At 54.4% G+C, this 20,554-nt stretch carries 19 protein-coding genes; 14 read left to right on the plus strand and 5 right to left on the minus strand.

Features of this window, described 5'->3' with window-relative positions; translation table 11 throughout:
* Positions 1-18: 18 nt before the first annotated feature.
* The 14 genes from AC6RNO_RS20190 to AC6RNO_RS20255 all read left to right on the plus strand — a co-directional run bounded on the left by AC6RNO_RS20190 (position 19) and on the right by AC6RNO_RS20255 (position 12,501).
* Entirely contained in the window at positions 19-1,407 is a 1,389-nt protein-coding gene (locus AC6RNO_RS20190; protein ID WP_497106538.1) for a 2-oxo acid dehydrogenase subunit E2, read from the plus strand.
* A 10-nt stretch (positions 1,408-1,417) separates the two neighbouring features.
* A complete protein-coding gene (gene lpdA, locus AC6RNO_RS20195; protein ID WP_497106539.1) occupies positions 1,418-2,788 on the plus strand; it encodes a dihydrolipoyl dehydrogenase in 1,371 nt (456 codons plus the stop codon).
* A gap of 17 nt (positions 2,789-2,805) precedes the next feature.
* A complete protein-coding gene (locus AC6RNO_RS20200) occupies positions 2,806-4,095 on the plus strand; it encodes an NAD(P)H-dependent oxidoreductase (RefSeq protein ID WP_488434973.1) in 1,290 nt (429 codons plus the stop codon).
* Positions 4,096-4,453: 358 nt separating this feature from the next.
* Positions 4,454-4,603, plus strand: coding sequence for a hypothetical protein (locus AC6RNO_RS20205; protein WP_497106540.1), 150 nt, complete (start codon positions 4,454-4,456; stop codon positions 4,601-4,603).
* 540 nt (positions 4,604-5,143) lie between these two features.
* Positions 5,144-6,115: a sugar-binding domain-containing protein gene (locus AC6RNO_RS20210; RefSeq protein WP_497106541.1), complete on the plus strand. Its 972-nt coding sequence runs from the start codon at positions 5,144-5,146 to the stop codon at positions 6,113-6,115.
* A 143-nt stretch (positions 6,116-6,258) separates the two neighbouring features.
* The gene (locus tag AC6RNO_RS20215; protein WP_474679555.1) at positions 6,259-6,636 is read left to right on the plus strand and encodes a transcriptional regulator GutM; all 378 of its coding nucleotides are present in this window, start codon (positions 6,259-6,261) and stop codon (positions 6,634-6,636) included.
* Positions 6,637-6,649: 13 nt separating this feature from the next.
* Positions 6,650-7,180: a PTS glucitol/sorbitol transporter subunit IIC gene (gene srlA, locus AC6RNO_RS20220; RefSeq protein WP_474679554.1), complete on the plus strand. Its 531-nt coding sequence runs from the start codon at positions 6,650-6,652 to the stop codon at positions 7,178-7,180.
* Between the two features lie 18 nt (positions 7,181-7,198).
* A complete protein-coding gene (gene srlE, locus AC6RNO_RS20225; RefSeq protein ID WP_497106542.1) occupies positions 7,199-8,215 on the plus strand; it encodes a PTS glucitol/sorbitol transporter subunit IIB in 1,017 nt (338 codons plus the stop codon).
* A 32-nt stretch (positions 8,216-8,247) separates the two neighbouring features.
* Positions 8,248-8,616, plus strand: a complete 369-nt coding sequence (locus AC6RNO_RS20230) for a PTS glucitol/sorbitol transporter subunit IIA (RefSeq protein ID WP_497106543.1) — start codon at positions 8,248-8,250, stop codon at positions 8,614-8,616.
* A gap of 144 nt (positions 8,617-8,760) precedes the next feature.
* On the plus strand, positions 8,761-9,864 hold the full coding sequence (locus AC6RNO_RS20235; RefSeq protein WP_497106577.1) for an NAD(P)H-dependent oxidoreductase: 1,104 nt from the start codon (positions 8,761-8,763) through the stop codon (positions 9,862-9,864).
* Positions 9,861-10,046, plus strand: coding sequence for a hypothetical protein (locus AC6RNO_RS20240; protein ID WP_497106544.1), 186 nt, complete (start codon positions 9,861-9,863; stop codon positions 10,044-10,046). Before AC6RNO_RS20235 ends, AC6RNO_RS20240 begins: the two co-directional genes overlap by 4 nt.
* 1 nt (position 10,047) lies before the next feature.
* Positions 10,048-11,712, plus strand: a complete 1,665-nt coding sequence (gene ptsP, locus AC6RNO_RS20245) for a phosphoenolpyruvate--protein phosphotransferase (RefSeq protein WP_497106545.1) — start codon at positions 10,048-10,050, stop codon at positions 11,710-11,712.
* A 21-nt stretch (positions 11,713-11,733) separates the two neighbouring features.
* Positions 11,734-12,000, plus strand: a complete 267-nt coding sequence (locus AC6RNO_RS20250) for an HPr family phosphocarrier protein (RefSeq protein ID WP_474679550.1) — start codon at positions 11,734-11,736, stop codon at positions 11,998-12,000.
* 156 nt (positions 12,001-12,156) lie between these two features.
* The gene (locus AC6RNO_RS20255) at positions 12,157-12,501 is read left to right on the plus strand and encodes a bh protein (protein ID WP_488434892.1); all 345 of its coding nucleotides are present in this window, start codon (positions 12,157-12,159) and stop codon (positions 12,499-12,501) included.
* Between the two features lie 455 nt (positions 12,502-12,956).
* Here the strand turns inward: AC6RNO_RS20255 and AC6RNO_RS20260 are convergent, their stop codons facing one another.
* The 5 genes from AC6RNO_RS20260 to AC6RNO_RS20280 all read right to left on the minus strand — a co-directional run bounded on the left by AC6RNO_RS20260 (position 12,957) and on the right by AC6RNO_RS20280 (position 20,417).
* Complete coding sequence (locus AC6RNO_RS20260; protein ID WP_497106546.1) at positions 12,957-13,115, minus strand: hypothetical protein; 159 nt, start codon at positions 13,113-13,115, stop codon at positions 12,957-12,959.
* Between the two features lie 72 nt (positions 13,116-13,187).
* Complete coding sequence (locus tag AC6RNO_RS20265; protein ID WP_497106547.1) at positions 13,188-15,416, minus strand: YcdB/YcdC domain-containing protein; 2,229 nt, start codon at positions 15,414-15,416, stop codon at positions 13,188-13,190.
* Positions 15,417-15,862: 446 nt separating this feature from the next.
* Entirely contained in the window at positions 15,863-17,743 is a 1,881-nt protein-coding gene (gene htpG / locus AC6RNO_RS20270; RefSeq protein WP_497106548.1) for a molecular chaperone HtpG, read from the minus strand.
* Positions 17,744-18,339: 596 nt separating this feature from the next.
* On the minus strand, positions 18,340-19,731 hold the full coding sequence (locus AC6RNO_RS20275) for an MFS transporter (RefSeq protein ID WP_474679846.1): 1,392 nt from the start codon (positions 19,729-19,731) through the stop codon (positions 18,340-18,342).
* A gap of 92 nt (positions 19,732-19,823) precedes the next feature.
* Positions 19,824-20,417, minus strand: coding sequence for a TetR/AcrR family transcriptional regulator (locus tag AC6RNO_RS20280; protein WP_488434889.1), 594 nt, complete (start codon positions 20,415-20,417; stop codon positions 19,824-19,826).
* Positions 20,418-20,554: the final 137 nt, after the last annotated feature.

Raw genomic sequence — 20,554 nt, forward strand, 5'->3', positions numbered from 1 at the left:
GCAGGAGGCCTGAGCAACATGTTGAATGAAGTGTTTATGCCCAAGCTGGGCATGACGATGGAAACAGGAACGATCATCAAATGGTTCAAGGAGGAAGGGGAGGCGGTCCGGCAGGGCGAGGTGCTGCTGGAAGTTTTGACCGACAAAATCAATATCGAAGTCGAAGCCTACCACTCCGGACTATTATTGAAGCGTTACTATGAGGAAGATTCCGTTGTTACGGTTAATCATATTATTGGCTATATCGGCGAAGCCGGCGATCTGGCCCCCGACGGCCCGCCGGACGCCGCAGGCTTGGCGCAGGATAGCGGCGGCGCCACGCAGGAGCGGGATGCGGCGGCAGAGCAGGATGCGGCTGCCGCGGCTTCGCCGGACGGCCAAGAAGCGGCCCGCCCGGCGGGCAAGCCGCGCGCTACGCCCGCAGCCCGCAAAGCCGCCCGGGAGCGCGGCATCGAGCTGGCCGCGGTTGCCGGCAGCGGCGAGCACGGGCGCATTCACCGCACGGACGTCGAGCGGCACGCCGCCGATGCTGCGGCCGCGCAGCAAGCGCTGGCGACGCCGCTTGCGAAGCAGATCGCTGCAGCCGGCGGCCTGCAGCTCGACGCGATCGCGGGCAGCGGCGACCGCGGCAAAATCGTCCGCGCGGACGTCGAGCGCGCGCTTCATGCAGGCGCGGCGAACAGCGCCGCCGCCGAGCCGTCATCCGCGCAGGCGGGTGCGCAGCGCACGGTCAAGCTGCAGGGCATGCGCAAAATTATCGCGCAGCGCATGGCGCAAAGCGCCTTTACGGCGCCGCATGTCACCCTCACATCGACTGTCGACATGACGGCGGCCAAGGCGCTGCGGGCCGAACTGCTGCCGGTTATCGAGCGGCAGACCGGACTACGCATTTCGTATACGGAAATTTTGCTTAAAGCGGTTTCAGCCTGTCTGGTTCGCCATCCGCTCCTCAATGCGCGCTGGAAAGACGACGAAGTCGTGCTGAGCGATCGCGTCAACATCGGACTGGCCGTGTCCGTGAAGGATGGCCTGATGGTTCCGGTTATTAACGGCGCGGAGCAAATGGGACTGGCCGAACTGGTCAGGAAGTCGAAGGAGCTGGCGGCCGGCGCGAGAGACAATAAGCTGAAGCCGGAAGATTTGAGCGGCGGCACGTTCACCGTAAGCAACCTGGGGATGTATGCGGTCGATTCGTTTACGCCGATTATTAATCAGCCCGAGGTGGCCATTCTTGGCGTGGGGCAAATTCAGGATAAGCCTGCGGCTGTCGACGGCCAAATCGCTATTCGTCCGATGATGACGCTCAGTCTGTCGTTTGACCATCGGGTTATTGACGGCGCTCCTGCGGCGGCATTTTTAACCGATTTGAAAAACGTGCTGGAGCATCCTTTTCAATTACTAGTCTGAGGTGAAAACAATGAACGCTTACGATTTGGCTGTACTCGGCGGAGGCCCGGGCGGATACGTCGCCGCTATTCGCGCCGCCAAGCTCGGGCTTTCCGTTGCGCTGATCGAAGGGTCTGAGCTCGGCGGGACTTGTCTGAACCGGGGCTGCATTCCTTCAAAAACGCTGCTTCATATGGCGGAAATCGCCGAAGCGATCCATAAAGCGCACGATTGGGGCATTCAAACGGGTCCGGTCTCTTTTTCCTGGAAAACGATGCTGGACCGGCAGTCGCAAGTGATCGGGCAGCTGCGCAGCGGCATCGCCGGGCTGCTGAAAGCGAACAAAATCGCCCACATCCGCGGCTGGGGCAAACTGACCGGACCCGGAGAGATTGCCGTGCAAACCGCTGAAGGGGACATCGCTGTCAGTGCGCGGAAAATCATTTTGGCGACCGGCTCGAAGCCTTTTGTTCCTCCGATTCCGGGACTGGCCGAAGCCTCGCACTATACGAGCGATACGATTTTTCAAATGGAGCGCATTCCGGCTTCGCTGGCGATAATCGGGGGCGGGGTCATCGGCGTGGAGTTCGCAGCGATGTTTTCCGCGTTCGGCTCCGAGGTAACGGTCATCGAAGCTGCCGAACGCATCGTGCCGGGCGAGGATGAAGCGGCTTCGCAAGCGCTGGCGAAGGCGCTCAGGCAGCGCGGCGTGACGATTTTGACGGGCACGAAAGTCGAGCATGTCCGGCAGGCGGGTGCGCACGTCCATATTGCGGCGTCCGGGAAGTCGAGCGAGCTGTCGGCGGAAGCGCTCTTGGTCGCAGTGGGGCGGGTGCCCAATCTCAAAGGGCTGGAGCACTTCGCTTTGGAAATGAACGGCCGCTATGTCAAGGCGAACGAGCGGATGGAAACGAGTGTGGATAACGTATACGCCATCGGCGATCTCATAGGGGGATGGCAGCTCGCTCACGTTGCGAGCGCGGAAGGCTTGGTCGCCGCATCGAACGCGGCCGGGAAGCGGGAATCCGTCAATTACAAAATTATTCCCAGATGCATATACACCCATCCGGAAATCGCCAGCGTCGGCATGACCGAGCAGGAGGCGAGAAACAGCGGGCTGCCCGTCAAGGTACACACCTACTCGCTGAGGGGCAACGGGAAGGCGATATCGATGGGCGAATCGGACGGATTCGTCAAACTCATCGCCGATGAGCGGTACGGCGAAATTTTGGGCGTTACGATGGTCGGGCCCCATGTCACCGATATGATCGCTACTTCCTCCGCATTTATGCATTTGGAGGGAACGGCGGCGGAATGGGCCAAGCTGATTCATCCGCATCCGACGGTGTCGGAAGCTTTCTTTGAAGCGGCCAACGGATGGCTGGGATTGGGAGTTCACTAGAACGGGAGGAAGATATGATGATGAACTTGAACAAAAAGCTGCTGGAGCTTGACCGCCGAGGCGGGGTTATCCGCGTGGGCCTTGTGGGAGCGGGCCAAATGGGAAGAGGGATGATCTCACAAATCGAGAGCATGAAAGGGATGCGCGTGGCGGCGACGGCCGACGTGCGCGTCGAGAACGCCCGCAACGCGTACCTGTACGCCGGTGTGAAGCCGGAGCGGATCGTGGAGACGCGGGAGCTGGAAAAAGCGGAGCGCGCGATCGGGCAGCAGCATGTCGTCGTCACCGACGATATGCACCTGCTGCTGGCGCTGCCGAACATCGACGTGATCGTCGATGCGACCGGGGTGCCGAGCGTCGGCGCGGAAATCGCTTGGAAAGCGATTTTGAATAAAAAGCACATCGTCATGCTTAACGTCGAAACGGACGTAACCGTCGGCCCGCTGCTGAACAAAATGGCGGCCTCCGCCGACGTCGTCTACACGGGCTCCGCCGGGGACGAGCCGGGCGCGGTGATGGAGCTGTACAATTTTGCCGACGCCATCGGCTTCGAGGTTGTGGCGATCGGCAAAGGCAAAAACAACCCGCTCAACGTGCAAGCGACGCCGGATTCGGCGCGGGAGGCGGCGCTGCGTGTCGGAGCGAACCCGAAAATGATCGCTTCGTTCCAGGACGGGACGAAGACGATGATCGAGATGACCGCGGTCGCCAATGCGACCGGATTTATACCCGACCGGCCGGGGATGCACGGCCCGAGCGCGCAGGTGAGCGAGCTGACGGACATATTGCGGCTGAAGGAAGACGGCGGGATTTTAGAGCGGACGGGTGTGGTGGAGTACGTCAACGGCGTCGCGCCGGGGGTGTTCGTCATCGTCACATCGGATAAGGAAGAAGTCCGGCATGAGATGGAATACTTGAAAATGGGAGCAGGCCCGAACTACGTGCTATTCCGCCCGTATCATTTGACGAGCCTGGAGACGCCGCTGTCGGTGGCGAGCGCTTACTTTTACAAGGAGCAGACGATTGCGCCATGGAAAGGGCTTGTAGCGGAGACGGTAGCGGTCGCGAAAAAAGATTTGCAGCCGGGAGACCGTCTGGACGGCATCGGCGGGTTTACGGTATACGGGACGATCATGACGGCCGCGGATGCGAAGCAGTGCGGCGGGCTGCCGATCGGACTCGTGCAGGCGCAGACGGTGAACCGGGCCGTCAAGGCGGGGGAGGTTATTACCTACGACGCCATCGAGCAGACGTCCCATTCTGTCATTTGGGAACTGAGAAAGCTGCAGGACCGAGAAGGCTATTGAGAAATGCGCCCGGCCGGAGTTGGCGCGTCCGCTCTTGGCCTTTTGGCTGTGCGGAAATTTGCTGCAAACGAGACTGCACGTACGTTAGAGCAGCGCATTCCTATTTGTTAGTGCGTAGAAAACTTGCAATAATTAAATTGTTATGAAAGCTGCGGGTTGGGGTAACCAGAGGGGCGCAGCACTGCCCAGCGTTCGCACCACGCACAGCACCCAAGCGTTCGCATCGCGCGCAGCACCCAGCGTTCGCATCGCGCACAGCACCCAGCGTTCGCACCGCTTGAAGTTCCCAGCGTTCGCATCGCGCACAGCACCCAGCGTTCGCACCGCTTGCAGTTCCCAGCGCGCGGTGTTACGCTGCATGACGGCGATCGGTCGACCACTTACCGGGGCTGCTGGAAAACCTGCAAAAGTGCAGGAATTTCCTGTAATAATGGTCCATTTTAGCGAAAAACCTGCAAAAGTGCAGGAATTTTCGCTAAAAGTGAACCTGAACCCATCTCCCCGCTGAAAAGCCTGCACATTTGCAGGAATTTTTCATGGCCGGCGACCAAGAGCGCAAATTCATGTATTTTTGCAGGTTTTTTTCGTGCAGTCAGCCAGATTGTGGTATCGCCCTCTGACGTGGGGGTTTTTCAAGAGATTTCGTGGCCGGCGACCAAGAGCGCAAATTCATGTATTTTTGCAGGTTTTTTTCGTGCAGTCAGCCAGATTGTGACTATCGACTCGGACGCGGGGGGGTTCAAGGGCGCATTAGGAGCAAAAAGCCGCACAATCTTTCACAGGTTTTTTTTCGCGCAGCCGGGCAGAACTTTTCCGCACCCGACACAGCTAGGCGGGTATGTGCGCCCAGCTCCTGCTTACGGGTTTCTCGGCAGCCTGTGCAATCAGGCGGTTTTTGCTTAAACAGGGCTTGCTTCGGCTTGCTGAAATCGGCGAATCCACCTTCGGCGCAAACCGGCAAGGGTGGATTTTTCCTCATTGAAGGAATGGAATCTGTCCTATATTATGATATAATCTGGATATTGATTACGGGTGATGGGATTGATCTATGATGACTGATGAGGAAAAGAAATTTTTGCTCAAAATTAGCCGGATGTACTATTTCGACGAATGGACGCAAGCCGAGATCGCCAAAAAAATCGGCGTTTCCAGGCCGATTATTTCCAAAGCTTTGCAGAGAGCCCGCAATGAAGGGCTGGTCGAAATCATTATTCACGACGACGGCTTTCCGACGATCGATATGGAGCAGGAAATTGAAAGCGTTTATTCTCTGGAAGACGTCATCGTCGTGCCTACGGCCGAAATGCCCCCAGAGATGAGCAAAACCGCCGTTTCCAAGGCTGCTGCGGCGTACATCGCCAAGCACCTGAAGGACGTGTCCAGGCTCGGCGTATCCTGGGGCAGAACGCTGCACGGCATCGTCAAGGAGTTCCCGAGCGACGCTTACGAGCAGCTCAAAATTATCCCTTTGGTAGGGGGGATGGGCTCCAACCGGATTGAGCTCCATTCCAATCAAATCGCCTTCGAGCTGTCCAAAAAATTAAGCTGCAGCTGCGAGTCGCTGTACGCGCCCGCCATCGTGGAAAGCGGCAGCCTGCGCGATCTGCTGCTGCAAACGCCGACCGTCGCCGATGTGCTGGAAGAAGCGAGAAGCATCGATATGGCCGTTGTAGGCATCGGCAATCCGTTCGTCCAGTCGACGATGGAGGAAATCGGGTACCTGGCCCGGGCGGAAATGGAAGATATCCGGAAGGCCGGGGTCGTCGGCGACATCAACTCCTGTTTTATACGCGCAGACGGTTCCATTGCCACAAATACGATCAACGAGCGGGTCATCGGCGTCAATGTCGAGGATTTGCGCAAAGTAAGCAAAGTAGTCGCGGTTGCGCAGGGCACCCACAAAGTGGAGAGCATTCTGGCTACGCTTGGCGGAGGATACATCGACGTGCTTATTACCGACGAGCAGACAGCGCAGGACCTCGTGCGAAAAATGAATAAAAAGAAGCCGACAATCTCATAATAAAGACGCAAAGGGTTGCATGAATACATGCGATCCTTTTGTTTTCAAGAGAAATATTGTTATTGACACCAAAAATGAAAGCGGTTTATAATACAAATGTAATTAAGTAAAACAAATGTAAAACGAGATTGAGGTGAGGTAAAGTGCAATGGTGGAATTCGGCAATATTGCTGCTGATCATTGCGTGGTTTCTCCAAGTCGCCCTTAGCTTTGTCCAAACGAAACATTATCAGCAAACGGTAAGAACGATGTCGAATCAGGGGTCGGGATTTTTAGGAGTGGGAGTGGTGAAGAGGCGGCTGGGCATCGGATCCGTTGTCATCTTGGTAACGAATCCGGAATGCATCGTTACCCAAGCCAAAGAGTTGACCGGAGTTACGGTCTTCGGACGGTTCAAGCCGGCGAAGGACTTCATCGGACGATCGGTTAACGAACTAGAGAATGAGCGCTCGGCGCACTCGCGTTATCATGCGGTAAGACAGGCCGCGGCCAGAATCAAACAACAGCTCGCCCAACAATAAGGAGGGAACTCGAATGGATTTTCTCGTACATGTAGCGGAAGGGTTTATCGGGATGTTTCAAGCCGGGGGCAAAACGTTCGTCGGATTGCTTACAGGCATTATCCCGACCCTCATTTGTTTAATCACGGTGATCAATGCGATCATCAAATTCGTCGGCGAAGAGCGGATCAACCGCTTTGCCCAAAAAACGACCAAATACGCTTTGCTGCGCTACACGGTGTTTCCGATTCTTGCCGTATTTTTTATGACTAACCCGATGTGCTACAGCTTCGGCAAATTTTTGCCCGAACGTCAAAAGCCCGCTTTTTACGATTCGGCCGTATCTTTCGTCCATCCGATTACAGGGCTGTTCGCCCACGCCAACGCTTCCGAGCTGTTCGTATATCTGGGTATCGCAAGCGGCATTACCGCGCTGAACCTTTCGCTCGGGCCCTTGGCGATCCGGTACTTCCTCGTCGGCATTATCGTCATCTTGATCCGCGGTCTCGTTACGGAATGGATTACGGCGTCCATGCTGCGCAAAAAAGAATCTCAAGCCCTCTAATCGAAAGGAGACGGCAACATGACAACTGGCACAACTTATCAAGCTGTAAGGGTCAGCAAAGGAACCGGCGGATGGGGAACGGGCTTCGTCGTTCAGCCGGATGAGAACAGGAAATATATCGTGTCCGTTACCGGAGGCGGCATCCACCCGGTCGCGCAGGCGATCGCCGATATGACCGGCGCAGAAGCGAAGGATGGCTTCAGCACGGCGATCGAAAGCGACGAGATGGCGTGCGTCATCATCGATTGCGGAGGTACGGCCCGCTGCGGCGTATATCCGAAAATGGGCATCTTGACGCTGAACGTGCATGCGACTTCGCCTTCCGGTCCGCTAATGAAATACATTAACGAAGACAACTTCGTCTCGGGCGTAACCGTAAGCTGCATATCCCCTCTGGACGGAAGCGCGGAAACGGTGCAAGCTCCGGCCGCAGCGCCCAAGTCGGTCGCGGAAATTAAAGCGGACGCCAAGGCCCGCGCTAAGGAAATGTATCCGAAGGGCCAGAAATCCAGTTTTATCGTCAACATCGGCCGCGCTATGGGCAACGTCGTCAGCGTGTTTTATCAGGCGGGCCGGGAAACGATCGATATGGTGCTGAAAAATATTTTGCCTTTCATGGCTTTTGTAAGCGCGATCATGGGTATCATTGTCTACACGGGAATCGGCGATCTGATCGCCAAATTCGTCACCCCGCTGGCCGGCAACCTGATCGGTCTGATCATTCTCTCCATCGTTTGCGCGATTCCGATCCTGTCGCCGATGCTCGGGCCGGGAGCGGTTATCGCTCAAGTCGTCGGGGTGCTGGTGGGCACGGAAATCGGCAAAGGATCGATTCCGCCGCAGCTCGCTTTGCCCGCATTGTTCGCGATTAACCCGCAGGTAGGGTGCGACTTTGTCCCGGTCGGGCTAACGCTGGGTGAAGCGAAGCCGGAGACGATTGAGGTAGGCGTGCCGGCGGTGCTGCTATCCCGTCAAATCACCGGACCTATTGCCGTCCTTGTCGCTTACTTGTGCAGCTTTGGCTTGTATTCCTAATATAGAAACGAAAAAACGCGGAGGTGTTGGAGTTGCAAATTTTATACGATGCAGCCATTACTGAAATTGGCGACGATGTCCCCATGATTGTTGAAGAAAGCATGTTGATTTTTTTCGATCAAAAAGTACCGAAAGAACTGCACGACGTAGCCGTTCTGCATAAGGACGGAAGCCTTGCTGACGATATCCGGGACGGCGATACGCTGGTGCTTGGCGATGCCGAATATCCGATTATTTTTGTGGGAGATACGGCCAATTCTACGATTCGTTCGCTGGGCCACTTTACCGTCAACTTCACCGGCGATACGTCGGAAGCTTTGCCCGGAAGCATCTACGTGGAGGCCGGACCGGTTCCCGAAGTGAGCGCGGGCTCCTCGCTCCGCTTTGTTAGAGACAAATAAACGAATCCTGGGAGGGAAACCATCATGAATTTGAATCAAAAGCTGCTGGAACTGGACCGCCGAGGCGGGGTTATCCGCGTGGGCCTTGTGGGAGCGGGCCAAATGGGAAGAGGGATGATCTCGCAAATCGAGAGCATGAAAGGGATGTGCGTGGCGGCAACGGCCGATGTGCGCGTCGAGAACGCCCGCAACGCATACCTGCACGCCGGTGTGAAGCCGGAGCGGATCGTGGAGACGCGGGAGCTGGAAAAAGCGGAGCGCGCGATCGGGCAGCAGCATGTCGTCGTCACCGACGATATGCACCTGCTGCTGGCGCTGCCGAACATCGACGTGATCGTCGATGCGACCGGGGTGCCGAGCGTCGGCGCGGAAATCGCCTGGAAAGCGATTTTGAACAAAAAGCACATCGTCATGCTCAACGTCGAAACGGACGTCACCGTCGGCCCGCTGCTGAACAAAATGGCGGCCTCCGCCGGCGTCGTCTACACGGGCTCCGCCGGGGACGAGCCTGGCGCGGTGATGGAGCTGTACAACTTTGCGGACGCCATCGGCTTCGAGGTTGTGGCGATCGGCAAAGGCAAAAACAACCCGCTCAACGTGCAGGCGACGCCGGATTCGGCGCGGGAGGCGGCATTGCGCGTCGGAGCCAACCCGAAAATGATCGCTTCGTTCCAGGACGGGACGAAGACGATGATCGAGATGACCGCGGTCGCCAATGCGACCGGATTTATTCCCGATCGGCCGGGTATGCATGGCCCGAGCGCGCAGGTGAGCGAGCTGACGGACATATTGCGGCTCAAGGAGCACGGCGGGATTTTGAACCAGACGGGTATCGTGGAGTACGTCAACGGCGTCGCGCCGGGGGTGTTCGTCATCGTCACATCGGATAAGGAAGAAGTCCGGCATGAGATGGAATACTTGAAAATGGGAGCAGGTCCCAACTACGTGCTGTTCCGCCCTTATCATTTGACGAGCCTGGAGACGCCGCTGTCGGTGGCAAGCGCTTACTTTTACAAGGAGCAGACGATTGCGCCATGGAAAGGGCTTGTAGCGGAGACGGTAGCGGTCGCGAAAAAAGATTTGCAGCCGGGAGACCGTCTGGACGGCATCGGCGGGTTTACGGTGTACGGGACGATCATGACGGCCGCGGATGCGAAGCAGTGCGGCGGGCTGCCGATCGGACTCGTGCAGGCGCAGACAGTGAACCGGGCCGTCAAGGCGGGGGAGGTTNGTACGGGACGATCATGACGGCCGCGGATGCGAAGCAGTGCGGCGGTCTGCCGATCGGACTCGTGCAGGCGCAGACAGTGAACCGGGCCGTCAAGGCGGGGGAGGTTATTACCTACGACGCCATCGAGCAGACGTCCCATTCTGTCATTTGGGAACTGAGAAAGCTGCAGGATCAGGCTCTTCTTACTGGAGGGTTGTAATATGCTGCAAGGAATTTCGGCTTCTGCCGGCATCGCGATCGGCCGCGTGCTGATCGTTGCCAGAGAAGAAAGAAACTTGAGCAAACAAGTTATCGACGAAGCACATGTGACGGACGAAATCAACCGGTTTCTGCAAGCTCTTGAACGAGCGAAAGAGCAGCTGAAATCTCTTATAGACGAGTTGGAGCGTACAGGAAACGTCCAGGAAGCCGGAATTTTGGAAGGACAATGGTTTTTGCTGGACGATCCCGAGCTTAAGCAGGACGTAACCGGCAAGATCGGCGGCGAGCGGGTTGCGGCGGCTTGGGCGGTCCACGAAGTTTTTCAGCAATATGCCTTGGCGTTCGAGTCGATTGAAGATGCTTACATCAAGGAACGAATTGCCGATATGAAAGATGCCGAAAGCCGGCTGCTGGATGAAATTACGGGCGCGACCAACACGGACCTTGGCGCTCTTGCCGAGCCTGCCGTTATTTTGGCCCATGACTTGACGCCTTCCATGACGGCGCAAATGAACAAAACGATGGTGCTGGGGTTCGCCACCGAAGTGGGCAGCCAGACGAGCCATACCGCTATTATGGCCAGAACTTTCGGGATACCGGCTGTGGTCGGCGTAAAAGATTTGCTGTCCGCATTCGAGCAAGGCGACACTGTCGTATTGGATGGAGAAGCCGGCCGCATCGTGAAAAATCCCGACGGCGCACAGCTCCAAGCGTATGCGCAAAAAAGAAGCGAATACGCCGATTTCAGAAAAAAGTTGGACGACATCCGGCATATGCCGGCAAAGACGAAGGATGGCAAAACATTCGACTTATATGGTAACATAGGGAAACCGGAAGAAGCCGAAGCGGTTTTGAAGCACGGCGGCGAAGGCGTCGGGCTGTTCAGAACGGAATTTCTGTTCATGGACAGAAGCGAAATGCCTTCGGAAGACGAGCAGTATGAAGCATACCGAAAGGCGCTTGACACGATGGAAGGCAGACCGGTGATCATTCGGACGCTCGATGTCGGCGGAGACAAGGAAATTCCTTACCTTCCGATTGACAAGGAATTCAACCCGTTTCTCGGCTGGCGCGCGATCCGTTACTGTCTGGCTGATCCCGTCTTGTTTAAAATCCAGTTGAGAGCTCTGCTGCGCGCGGCCGTTCATGGCGATCTGCGCATCATGCTGCCGATGATTTCCGGCTTGAAGGAAGTGGAGGACGCCAGGAAGCTGCTGGACGAAGCGAAGCAGGAGCTTGCTGCGCGCGGCGCCGACTTCAAACGGGAAGTTCCCGTCGGCATCATGATCGAAGTTCCCTCCGCGGCGCTCATTTCCGACCGGCTTGCCCGGCATGTGGACTTTTTCAGCATCGGGACGAACGATCTGATCCAATATACGGTGGCCGCGGACAGAATGAACGAAAATGTAAGCTACTTGTACGACGCGCAGCATTTGGCCGTATTGCGGCTGATCGACATCGTCTGCACGAACGCCAAAAAATACGGCAAGCACGTCGGCATGTGCGGCGAAATGGCCGGAGACCCGCAGATGGCTCCGCTGCTCGTAGGGCTTGGCGTAGACGAGTGGAGCATGAGCCCGTCGCAAATTCCGCTGGTCAAGCAAGCGATCGCGGGCCTAACGGAAAGCGATTGCATCCGCCAAGTGCGCGAGCTTTTGAACTGAAACCGGGAAGGAGCACAAAAGATGATAACGCAAACAGTGACTGTACAAAATCATACGGGTCTGCATACGCGTCCCGCCAAAGAAATCATCAAAATGGCCGGCTCGTTCCGGGCGCAAATTACGCTGCAAAAAGAAAACAAGGTGGCGAACGCGGCAAGCTTTATCAGCGTGCTGTCCTTGGGCGCTCCGAAAGGAACCGAGCTTCTGATTAGCGCCAGCGGCGAAGACGAAGAGCAGGCGCTGCAGACGATCGTCGCCTTTTTTAACAATAAATTCGGGGAAGAATAACGAACTTGCAGGCAACTCTAGCTTTGACAGTAGATTTGCCTCTTTCCTTTTTTATGAACGATCGCGGATTGCGGCTTCATCCTGATGTTGCCGTTACGGATTTAGGTTATACTATGCATAGAGAGAGAAAAGACTGTTTCGGGAGGGAGTAATGTTATGAAAGAGACCGAAGTGAACACGTTTCTTTTTTGCGTCCGCTGCAAAGAAGAGACGGAGCACACCATCGTCTATCTGAATCAACATATCTCTCGTATCGGGTGCGACCGCTGCGGAAGGCACATTGATATTAACATCGATATATCCCATGAAGTATACGACGAGGTTTTAAAAAGAATTATGAGCAAGCCTGTCCGCATGACCGAGGAATACCGCGATCATTTGCGGGAATTTCTGCTTTCATTGCCCGGAAGAATCGTCAGCAAGCCGTACCGCGTATACCGCGAAGCCAAGGAAATCAAAGGCTATTTTAAAAAATACAGCGTTCGGAAAAAGAAACAATAACGGGCTCTGCGGAATTTTCCGCAAGCCCGTTTTTTGCTCGCCGGAGCGCAGCGCTTGCGCCGGTTGAGCGGGGACTCGCGGGCACATCCATCCGTGGGCATGGCCCTGTGAAGCAGCCGCAGATGAGGCTGGCGAGAAACTCGCCACGCTTGAGCCAGCAGCAGCGCATCTGCCCGGATAAGCCCGGCAATGAGAAGAGAATCTGCAAAAACTCTCATGCCGCCGCGGACGTCACCACACAGAATGGTATACTGCGTTTTCGTATAAAGTTCATAGCCAGCAGAAACACCTGCCCGGCAGCGGGAAGAAAACTAGTCAGACTGATGGAAACTCATACGCTAGAAGGTAACACATTTATTCGAAAACGCGAAGAAAACCTGCAAAAGTACAGTTTTTTGCTCGTCGATACGCTAGCAGTGAAAAATTCCTGCAAATGTGCAGGCTTTTCATCGAATCTAGGGGCGCAGCCTCATTTTCAGCGAAAATTCCTGCACTTTCGCAGGTTTTTCGTCGAAACGAGCCGCATTCATCGAAAAAGCCTGCACTTTCGCAGGCATTTCAAGCTGCCAGGCCGCTTTTACGGGCGGTTGCGCGCGGTTTATGGCGGCGGCCATGTCCAGCGCCACCCTTCCGGTTGTTTCAACCGAGACCTGGTGTCACGCCCTCAACCGAGGGACTCGGACATCTTAGTTCCGAGGCGGCGGAGTCGGGACGGTGATGCCGTCAGCTGGCTTGAAAGAGAAAATGTCGCGCCATATACCCGTCTGAAGGTCGAGGTCGTTCATGTATGATTCGGATGCGCGTGGGACGAGTCTGTAACAAACGCTTGTTCCAATATCTCCGAAAAACACGCTGTCCGGTTTGTAAAAACGCTCGACCCGATAAAGCTCCAGTACTCGCTGCTTCGCTTCCTCCTTCGAGATGAGGGGCGGCCTTTGCGCCGGATAGGGAATGGCGGAAAGCTTATTGTCAAAAAGAATCAGTTTGCCGTCGTAGGCGCTGATTTGCAGTTCGACCTGCTCGTCGTCTACGGAAACCCCGTCCACGCGGCGCTGGTACGTAAATTTGTAGCCTTGCGAAGATGTGACGCTGCCATCCGTTAAGTACAAATTCATGGCGCTTAGCGATAGCTGGTTCGTCATATGGGGCAGCAGCGTCTTCAACCATTGCTCGGCGATAGCTTTGGCTTCCGCCTTGGATATCTCCGGCACGGTAATCCAATCATAGCTTTGTCCGTCCGTTGAGGAGTAGGACAAAAGAACTCCGGTGTCGGCATTCACGGAGGCATATGCGTAGCGGAAACGGTCCTGGTCCCCGGTCGGGATTTGCAGCCTGATGTTCCAGTTTCCGTTTATGCCGTCCGCTTGCACCGCTTCCGTCTGTTCAGGAAAAGCGAGCGCCTTCTTGACGATGTCCGCGGCCTGCGCAGAAGTCAGGCCCAGGCCTCCCGAAGGCTGCGCAGACAAAGGCTCTTCCGTCACCGTTCCGGACGAAGACACCTGGGGAGCGACAAGCCCTGTCTCGGCATCGACATACGAGTAGCGCTTGGAGAGAAAGGGAACAAGAGCTTCGCTGCCGCTTGCCTTGCTTCGATAAGGAGTGGTGTACGTCATATGGTCGTACCCGTCATCCGCCAAAACTTGCGCAGCCTCGTCGGCGGAAAGCTTCGGCGCGGGCGGATCGAATTGTTGGGCCGGACTCCAGTTAACAAGGTAGCTGCCCACCGTGCCGTCAGGAAGCATCCGGACTTCAAACGTGTCCTGATCATACGGAAGGCTGCCCACGGTTCGGACAAATTTTACGTTCACGGAAGCATCCTGATCCCGGCGATTACGCAGCGGATTGACCGGCGTTTGATCCAGTGCCCACACCACATCCGGGTCAGGGCTGTAGCGCTTGACGAAGTCGGCTGCGATCTGTTTCAAATCCTGCCCCGCACCGGCAGGCGCAGTCGTTTTCGAAACCGGCAGCGTTTCACTCTTCGTGTAAAAATAGATCTTGCCCGTTTCGGCATCCGACCACAGGTTGACCGAACCTGCAATGTGATCCCCGCTTTTTTTCGCCAAGCCAAGGGTCCATATTTTTACATCGCTGCCCGGCGTGAGCAATAAATGGGCCGAATCGACGGCATAATCGGATGAAAGCCGCAATTCTTTGGCGGCAGCTGCAGCCGCCTGCTCCTTGCTGATTGCGACCGGCGCATCGTCATTGTTGTTATCCGGTTCCGCCATGCCGCCCAAGTAAGCCCAGCCGTCGCCGAATGCGCCTTGCAGATGATACCAGCCGCTCCCTTCCTCCACGGGCATCACCGTCTGAGCGGGAAGCGAAGCCGCAATCGTCTCGGACTGTCCGAACGGGTACCGGTACAAAATAGTCCCTTCGGGGACTTGAACCTGTTTGCCGGAAGGGGCTAGATGCTTGGGCAGCTTGTAGCCCATATTCAGCCACTTATCGCCTTCCTCCGTCCGCACGTGATACCAGGTCCGCCATTTTTCGAACGTATGCACCGTTCCGGCGGGCAAAGTTTTCCCGGTATTGCGCGACAGGACCGGAGCGTCGAACAAATAAGCCGGCGTTTGAAGCAGCAGCGGCAGATCCTCTTGTTCTACATCTTCGAGCACGCCGTGCTGCGGCAAAATCCACTTTGTCCCGAGCCAGGTGGCAATCGGATAAAAGCCGTTGCGCGGCTCCACGATTGGCGTCACCTGCTGAGAGGCAATTTCGGCGCCGGTCAGGGCGCCCTTGTCAGGGCTATCGTAAAGCTGCTCCGCTCCGAGCAAAACGATGCCCGCCGGCTGCGGTTTCGAGACGCCAACGCCGTCGTCATGCCGGTCTTCCGCCGCATAGGCAGGCGCGGTTCCGAGTACGAGCAGCGCAGTGCAGACCGCGCCGAACAGATGCTTTCCACCATGCATGGAGGCTTCCCTCCTCCTCATAAGTTTGTAAACAATATCATACATTAGACGCGAAATGCCGGGATTAGTTGCATCCATACATGAACAAACAAAACAACCTGAGACCGGCCGAACGGCCGATTCAGGTTGTTTTTCGCACAAGGCCGCAGCCTTTATTTTCGCGACTGTGCACGCAATTCGTATTTTAATGGCTGAGCCAATAGGCAACGATTAAAAGGGTGTACAAGATGCTCGAAAATCCGATATAAACCGGCTGCTTCAATCTGATCATCCGTTACCAACTCCTTTTTTTTGAATATTTGTATGATATCACAAAAGTGTGAATGGAGTATGAACAAGGATGAAGGGCGAAATATAGGCCCTTTTCACCACAAAATCCGGCATCAATAAAAAAACCGCCGAACGCCCGGGAATCCGGGCATTCAGCGGTTTTTTCGGCAAGCGTCTTACACCATAATTTTGCAAATATCGTTTGTAAATTCGACCGGGTCCTGGATCGGCAGTCCTTCAATGAGGAGCGCCTGATTGTACAAGAGCGCCGTGTACAAATTCAGCTTTTCCTTATCTTGCTCGAAGGCGTCTTTCAACGAACCGAACACGTCGTGATTTATATTGATTTCCAACACTTTATCGGCTTTTACGTTAGGGTTGTTCGGCATCGCATTCAAAATCTTTTCCATCTCGATCGTCACTTCGCCGTCGGTAGAAAGGCAAACGGGATGCGATCTGAGCCTTTTCGACGCCCGCACGCTCGTTACTTTGCCCGCGAGCAAGCCGGCCATATGTTCGAACAGTTCTTTGTTGTCGGCTTTCTCCGCATCGCCGTTATCCTGGTTCTCTTCCGCTTCGATACCGAGATCGCCGCTGGATACCGATTTGAATTCCTTCTCTTTGTAATTCATGATCATTTTGATCGCGAACTCGTCGATATCATCGGTAAAATAAAGAATCTCATAGCCTTTTTCGGCTACCAGCTCCGTTTGCGGCAGCTTCTCGATTCTTTCGTTCGATTCTCCGGAGGCGTAGTAAATGTATTTCTGATCTTCCGGCATTCTCGATACGTACTCGTCCAGCGTGACCAGCTTTTTCTCCTTGGAGGAGTAGAACATCAACAGATCTTGCAGCACATCCTTGTGGGTGCCGTAATCGCTGTAAACGCCGAATTTCAGCTGTCTGCCGAACGATTTGTAAAATTGCTCGTACTTTTCCCGCTCGTCCTTTAACAGGCTTTGCAGTTGGCCTTTTATTTTGCTTGAAATGTTTTTGGCAATGAGTTTCAGCTGCCGGTCATGCTGCAGCATCTCGCGCGAAATGTTCAGGGACAAACTTTCCGAATCGACCATCCCTTTGACAAAGCTGAAATAGTCAGGCAGCAGGTCGGCGCATTTGTTCATGATCAGCACGCCGTTCGCGTACAGCTCCAGCCCTTTTTCATATTCCTTGGAATAGTAGTCAAATGGAATATTTTCCGGGATAAAGAGGATCGCCTGGTAAACTACAGCTCCGTCGGCGCTGATATGGATATGCTTGAGCGGCTTATCGAAACCGTACCGTTTTTCCGTGTAAAATTGCTCGTAGTCTTCGGCAGTCAGTTCGCTTTTGTTTTTGCGCCAAATCGGAACCATGCTGTTGATGCGCTGCTCTTCTTCGTAGTCTTCGAATTCGTTGTCGCTGCCTTCTTTCAGCCTTTTTCCGGTAATGTCCATCTTGATCGGGTAGCGGATGAAGTCGGAATATTTTTTGATGATCGCTTTTAACCGATATTCCTCCAAAAACTCATCGAAGCTTTCGTCCTCGGTGTTGTCTTTGATTTTCAGGATCACTTCCGTGCCGACCGAATCTTTGTCGTACGGCTCAATGGTGTATCCGTCTGCGCCGGTGGACTCCCATTTGTATGCGCTGTCGCTGTGTAACGCTTTGCTGATGACCGTTACAACGTCCGCTACCATAAAAGCGGAATAAAATCCTACGCCGAACTGGCCGATAATATTGTGCCCGTCTTTCGCTTCGTTATCTTTTTTGAAGGCCAGGGAGCCGCTTTTGGCAATGACGCCAAGATGGTTTTCCAGCTCTTCTTTGGTCATGCCGATGCCGGTATCGCGGATGGTTAGCGTTCTGCTGCTTTTGTCGACCAGCACTTTGATGTAGTAGCTGTCTTTATCAAAGACCAGCTTTTCATCGGTCAGAGCCGTATAATAGATTTTGTCGATAGCATCGCTGGCATTGGAAATCAGCTCTCTCAGAAATATTTCTTTTTGCGTATAAATGGAGTTGATCATCATTTCCAAAAGCCGTTTGGATTCCGCTTGAAATTGTTTTTTTTCCACTGGAGTTTCTCCTTTCAAAATATGAAATGAAGCTGTGACCCTCTGCAGATCACTGAATCAATTTCGCGTTAGCACTCTCGGTCAACGAGTGCCATTCCTTCTTTTTTATACCATTCCTTATTTTTGAAGTCAATACGCTGCTTGGGCTAGCCCGCGATAGTCAGGCTGCCCCAAAACCCCCGCGTCAGAGGCGATAACCACAATCTGCCTGGCTGCAGGGAAGAAAAACCTGCAAAATACATGAATTTGCGTCCTTGATCGCTGGCCACGAACAATTCCTGCAATTGTGCAGGCTTTTCAGCGGGGACGTGGGCTCAGGTTCACTTTTAGCGAAAATTCCAGCACTTTTGCAGGCTTTTCGTCAAAATAAGCTAATTTCAGAGAAAAAACCTGCACTTTCGCAGGTTTTTCCCTACCACGCTGCCTTCTGCCCATTATGTTCAGTTCCGCGACTTCACAAGGAGAGGCGCGCGCCCAGAAAAAGCGGCTGTCACTCTAAGCTGGATAAGCAGGTCGTTACCGCCGGCACACTAATTTCTCTCATACAAAAAAGCCGCTAACGCTCGGAAGCCCGAATGTTTAGCGGCTTTTGACGATTATAAGGCATCGGCTTTCTCTTGAATGCTTGTTTTCCGCGGCCTGAACTGAAAATAATAGAACAGCAAAATGCCTGCGTGCAAAGCGGCGAGAACGAGATAAATGTTGCTGAAAATCGAACTATCCGGGTTGCCCGGATACATACGAACAGGGTTCCAGGAAACCGCGGAAGGAAGATCCACCAGTTTGCTATAAACGCCTGCGGCCATTCCCTGGGTAATGAAATTCAACATGGAAAAAAGTCCCATGCCGACTCCGATCCGTTCCTTCGGCAGCATCCTTGAAATCGAGTTCGACATCGCGATCAGCATAAAAGATTGCCCCACATTGCCGAATATGAGAATCATAGCAATAATGACGGGGGAAGCTGCCGCGAAGGCCGAGAGCAAAACAAAGCATGTCAATAGCGACCCGGATGCGACGAAAAATAAAAACGGGTTTCCTTTCAAGTCCGCCAGCTTGCCGCCTTTTCGCCCCAGGATGGCGGAGGCAATCGCCGCCGGAACCATGGCAAAGCCGATCCAGGACGGCGGCAGCTGCTGCACGCGGGACAAAAGCATCGGACTCAGAAAATACAGGGAGACGCCAATTCCGTTGATCAGCACGGCAATCGTCAGACCGAGCGTATAATTTTTGTTTGTAAAAAGCTCAGGCTGAACAAACGGTTCCGCGGCGGACCGAATCCGCACAATAAACATCGCCACAGCAACCACACCGCCAATCAAGTACCACAAGCCCCCGTTCGTGACGCCAAGCAAAAGCAGCGCAACCGCAGCAGCCAGCAAGCTCCCGCCAATCCAGTCGAATTTTCCGGGTACGGCTTGTTCGTCCCGCAAATATTTGCGGTAAAAGGGGAGCGTGAACAAAATGAGAAGAGTCACGCAAAATAACCACCGCCAATGAGCGACACTGACGATCAACGCGGAAATAACCGGACCCAGCGCGCTGCCGAGCGCCAAGCCTACGGCCGACATGCCTAAAGCGGTTCCTCTGCGTTCCGGAGCAAAGTAGCGCACAGGGATGATCGCAGCCGTTGCCGGAATCGCCGCGGCGCCCGCCGATTGCACGCACCTTCCGACAAGCGCCATCCAGAACGATTGGGAGGCGAGGCCGATTACCGAACCGACGGCGAACACAAGCAAGCCGAACGTCAGCAAATTTTTGAGCTTGTACCGGTCGGCCAGCTTGCCGTAAGTCACCGTTCCTATTGCATAAATCAAAGTATAAGCCGAAGAAATCCAGCTTACTTGAGCGATAGTCAGATCGAACTCTTTGCTGATTTGCGGGAGTACGATGTTGAACATCAATGCGCTCATCGATGACAAAGTCAGCGTAAACATCAGAACGCGGATCAATTTCTCGCCCATTTGCCGCTGCGCTTCCGGTTCCATTTCCATTCCTGCATCTCTCCTTCCGGGTACCGTGCATAACGAAAACCAACGTGTGTATGCATGTACTTACTTGCAGATTTTTGATAAAAAAACTAGGGGGATAGCGCCCTAGCGAAGGTCTGTACACTCTCACGGATAAAATCTTCCATGGACACGGCGGGGAACAATGTTCCCTCGGAATTCATATTGCTTACAAACGCACCATAGTTCATACACATGAAAGCTAACGCCTGTATGTCCGGATTGACCCGGATCAGCTTGCCTTTCTCGTACATGGCATTGAAATAATCGATCAACAATTGTTTTAATTGCTCAGGGTGTTTGTTTACTTTTTCCCGGAACCCGGAGAATACGCTGCTTTCCTTGAGCGCGATCTGAATCATTTTCCGGTTGCGGTTCATGATTTCATGGTACGTCCGGCTGATGAGGAGCAAGTCGGCGTACAAATCCCATACCAGCTTTTCGTTAAAAAGCTTTGTCATCTCTTCGGTATAGTGGAAGCGATGAACGGCGGATTCGAGCAGATTTTGCTTGCTGCCAAAATGGCGGAACAGCGTTACTTCGTTCAGGCCGGCCGCGGCGGCGATTTCTTTGGTGGTGACGCCGTAATAGCCTTTTTCCGCTATTAAATCGATGACGGCCGTCAACAGCTTGTCGCTGCTGCTCGCATGCTTATCGATGGACATGTCTCTCCTTTCGAAACGATTGCAAGTACTTACTTGCATTTAGGCTAATCATATTTTGTTTATCTTAAAAAGTCAAGATCCCGGCTGCTGCTCAATGTGCAATGGAAGCCCGATCGCCTGGCCAGTAATAAAACCCC

The sequence above is a fragment of the Paenibacillus sp. sgz302190 genome (genome assembly GCF_059820445.1).

Coding starts and splice junctions, on each gene's coding strand:
- AC6RNO_RS20200 (WP_488434973.1), top strand. CDS start 2,806: ATGATGAACTTGAACAAAAAGCTGCTGGAGCTTGACCGCCGAGGCGGG.
- lpdA (WP_497106539.1), top strand. CDS start 1,418: ATGAACGCTTACGATTTGGCTGTACTCGGCGGAGGCCCGGGCGGATAC.
- ptsP (WP_497106545.1), top strand. CDS start 10,048: ATGCTGCAAGGAATTTCGGCTTCTGCCGGCATCGCGATCGGCCGCGTG.
- AC6RNO_RS20260 (WP_497106546.1), bottom strand. CDS start 13,115: ATGGCCGCCGCCATAAACCGCGCGCAACCGCCCGTAAAAGCGGCCTGG.
- AC6RNO_RS20190 (WP_497106538.1), top strand. CDS start 19: ATGTTGAATGAAGTGTTTATGCCCAAGCTGGGCATGACGATGGAAACA.
- AC6RNO_RS20280 (WP_488434889.1), bottom strand. CDS start 20,417: ATGTCCATCGATAAGCATGCGAGCAGCAGCGACAAGCTGTTGACGGCC.
- AC6RNO_RS20255 (WP_488434892.1), top strand. CDS start 12,157: ATGAAAGAGACCGAAGTGAACACGTTTCTTTTTTGCGTCCGCTGCAAA.
- srlE (WP_497106542.1), top strand. CDS start 7,199: ATGACAACTGGCACAACTTATCAAGCTGTAAGGGTCAGCAAAGGAACC.
- AC6RNO_RS20240 (WP_497106544.1), top strand. CDS start 9,861: ATGACGGCCGCGGATGCGAAGCAGTGCGGCGGTCTGCCGATCGGACTC.
- AC6RNO_RS20205 (WP_497106540.1), top strand. CDS start 4,454: ATGACGGCGATCGGTCGACCACTTACCGGGGCTGCTGGAAAACCTGCA.
- srlA (WP_474679554.1), top strand. CDS start 6,650: ATGGATTTTCTCGTACATGTAGCGGAAGGGTTTATCGGGATGTTTCAA.
- AC6RNO_RS20275 (WP_474679846.1), bottom strand. CDS start 19,731: ATGGAACCGGAAGCGCAGCGGCAAATGGGCGAGAAATTGATCCGCGTT.
- AC6RNO_RS20210 (WP_497106541.1), top strand. CDS start 5,144: ATGATGACTGATGAGGAAAAGAAATTTTTGCTCAAAATTAGCCGGATG.
- AC6RNO_RS20250 (WP_474679550.1), top strand. CDS start 11,734: ATGATAACGCAAACAGTGACTGTACAAAATCATACGGGTCTGCATACG.
- AC6RNO_RS20265 (WP_497106547.1), bottom strand. CDS start 15,416: ATGCATGGTGGAAAGCATCTGTTCGGCGCGGTCTGCACTGCGCTGCTC.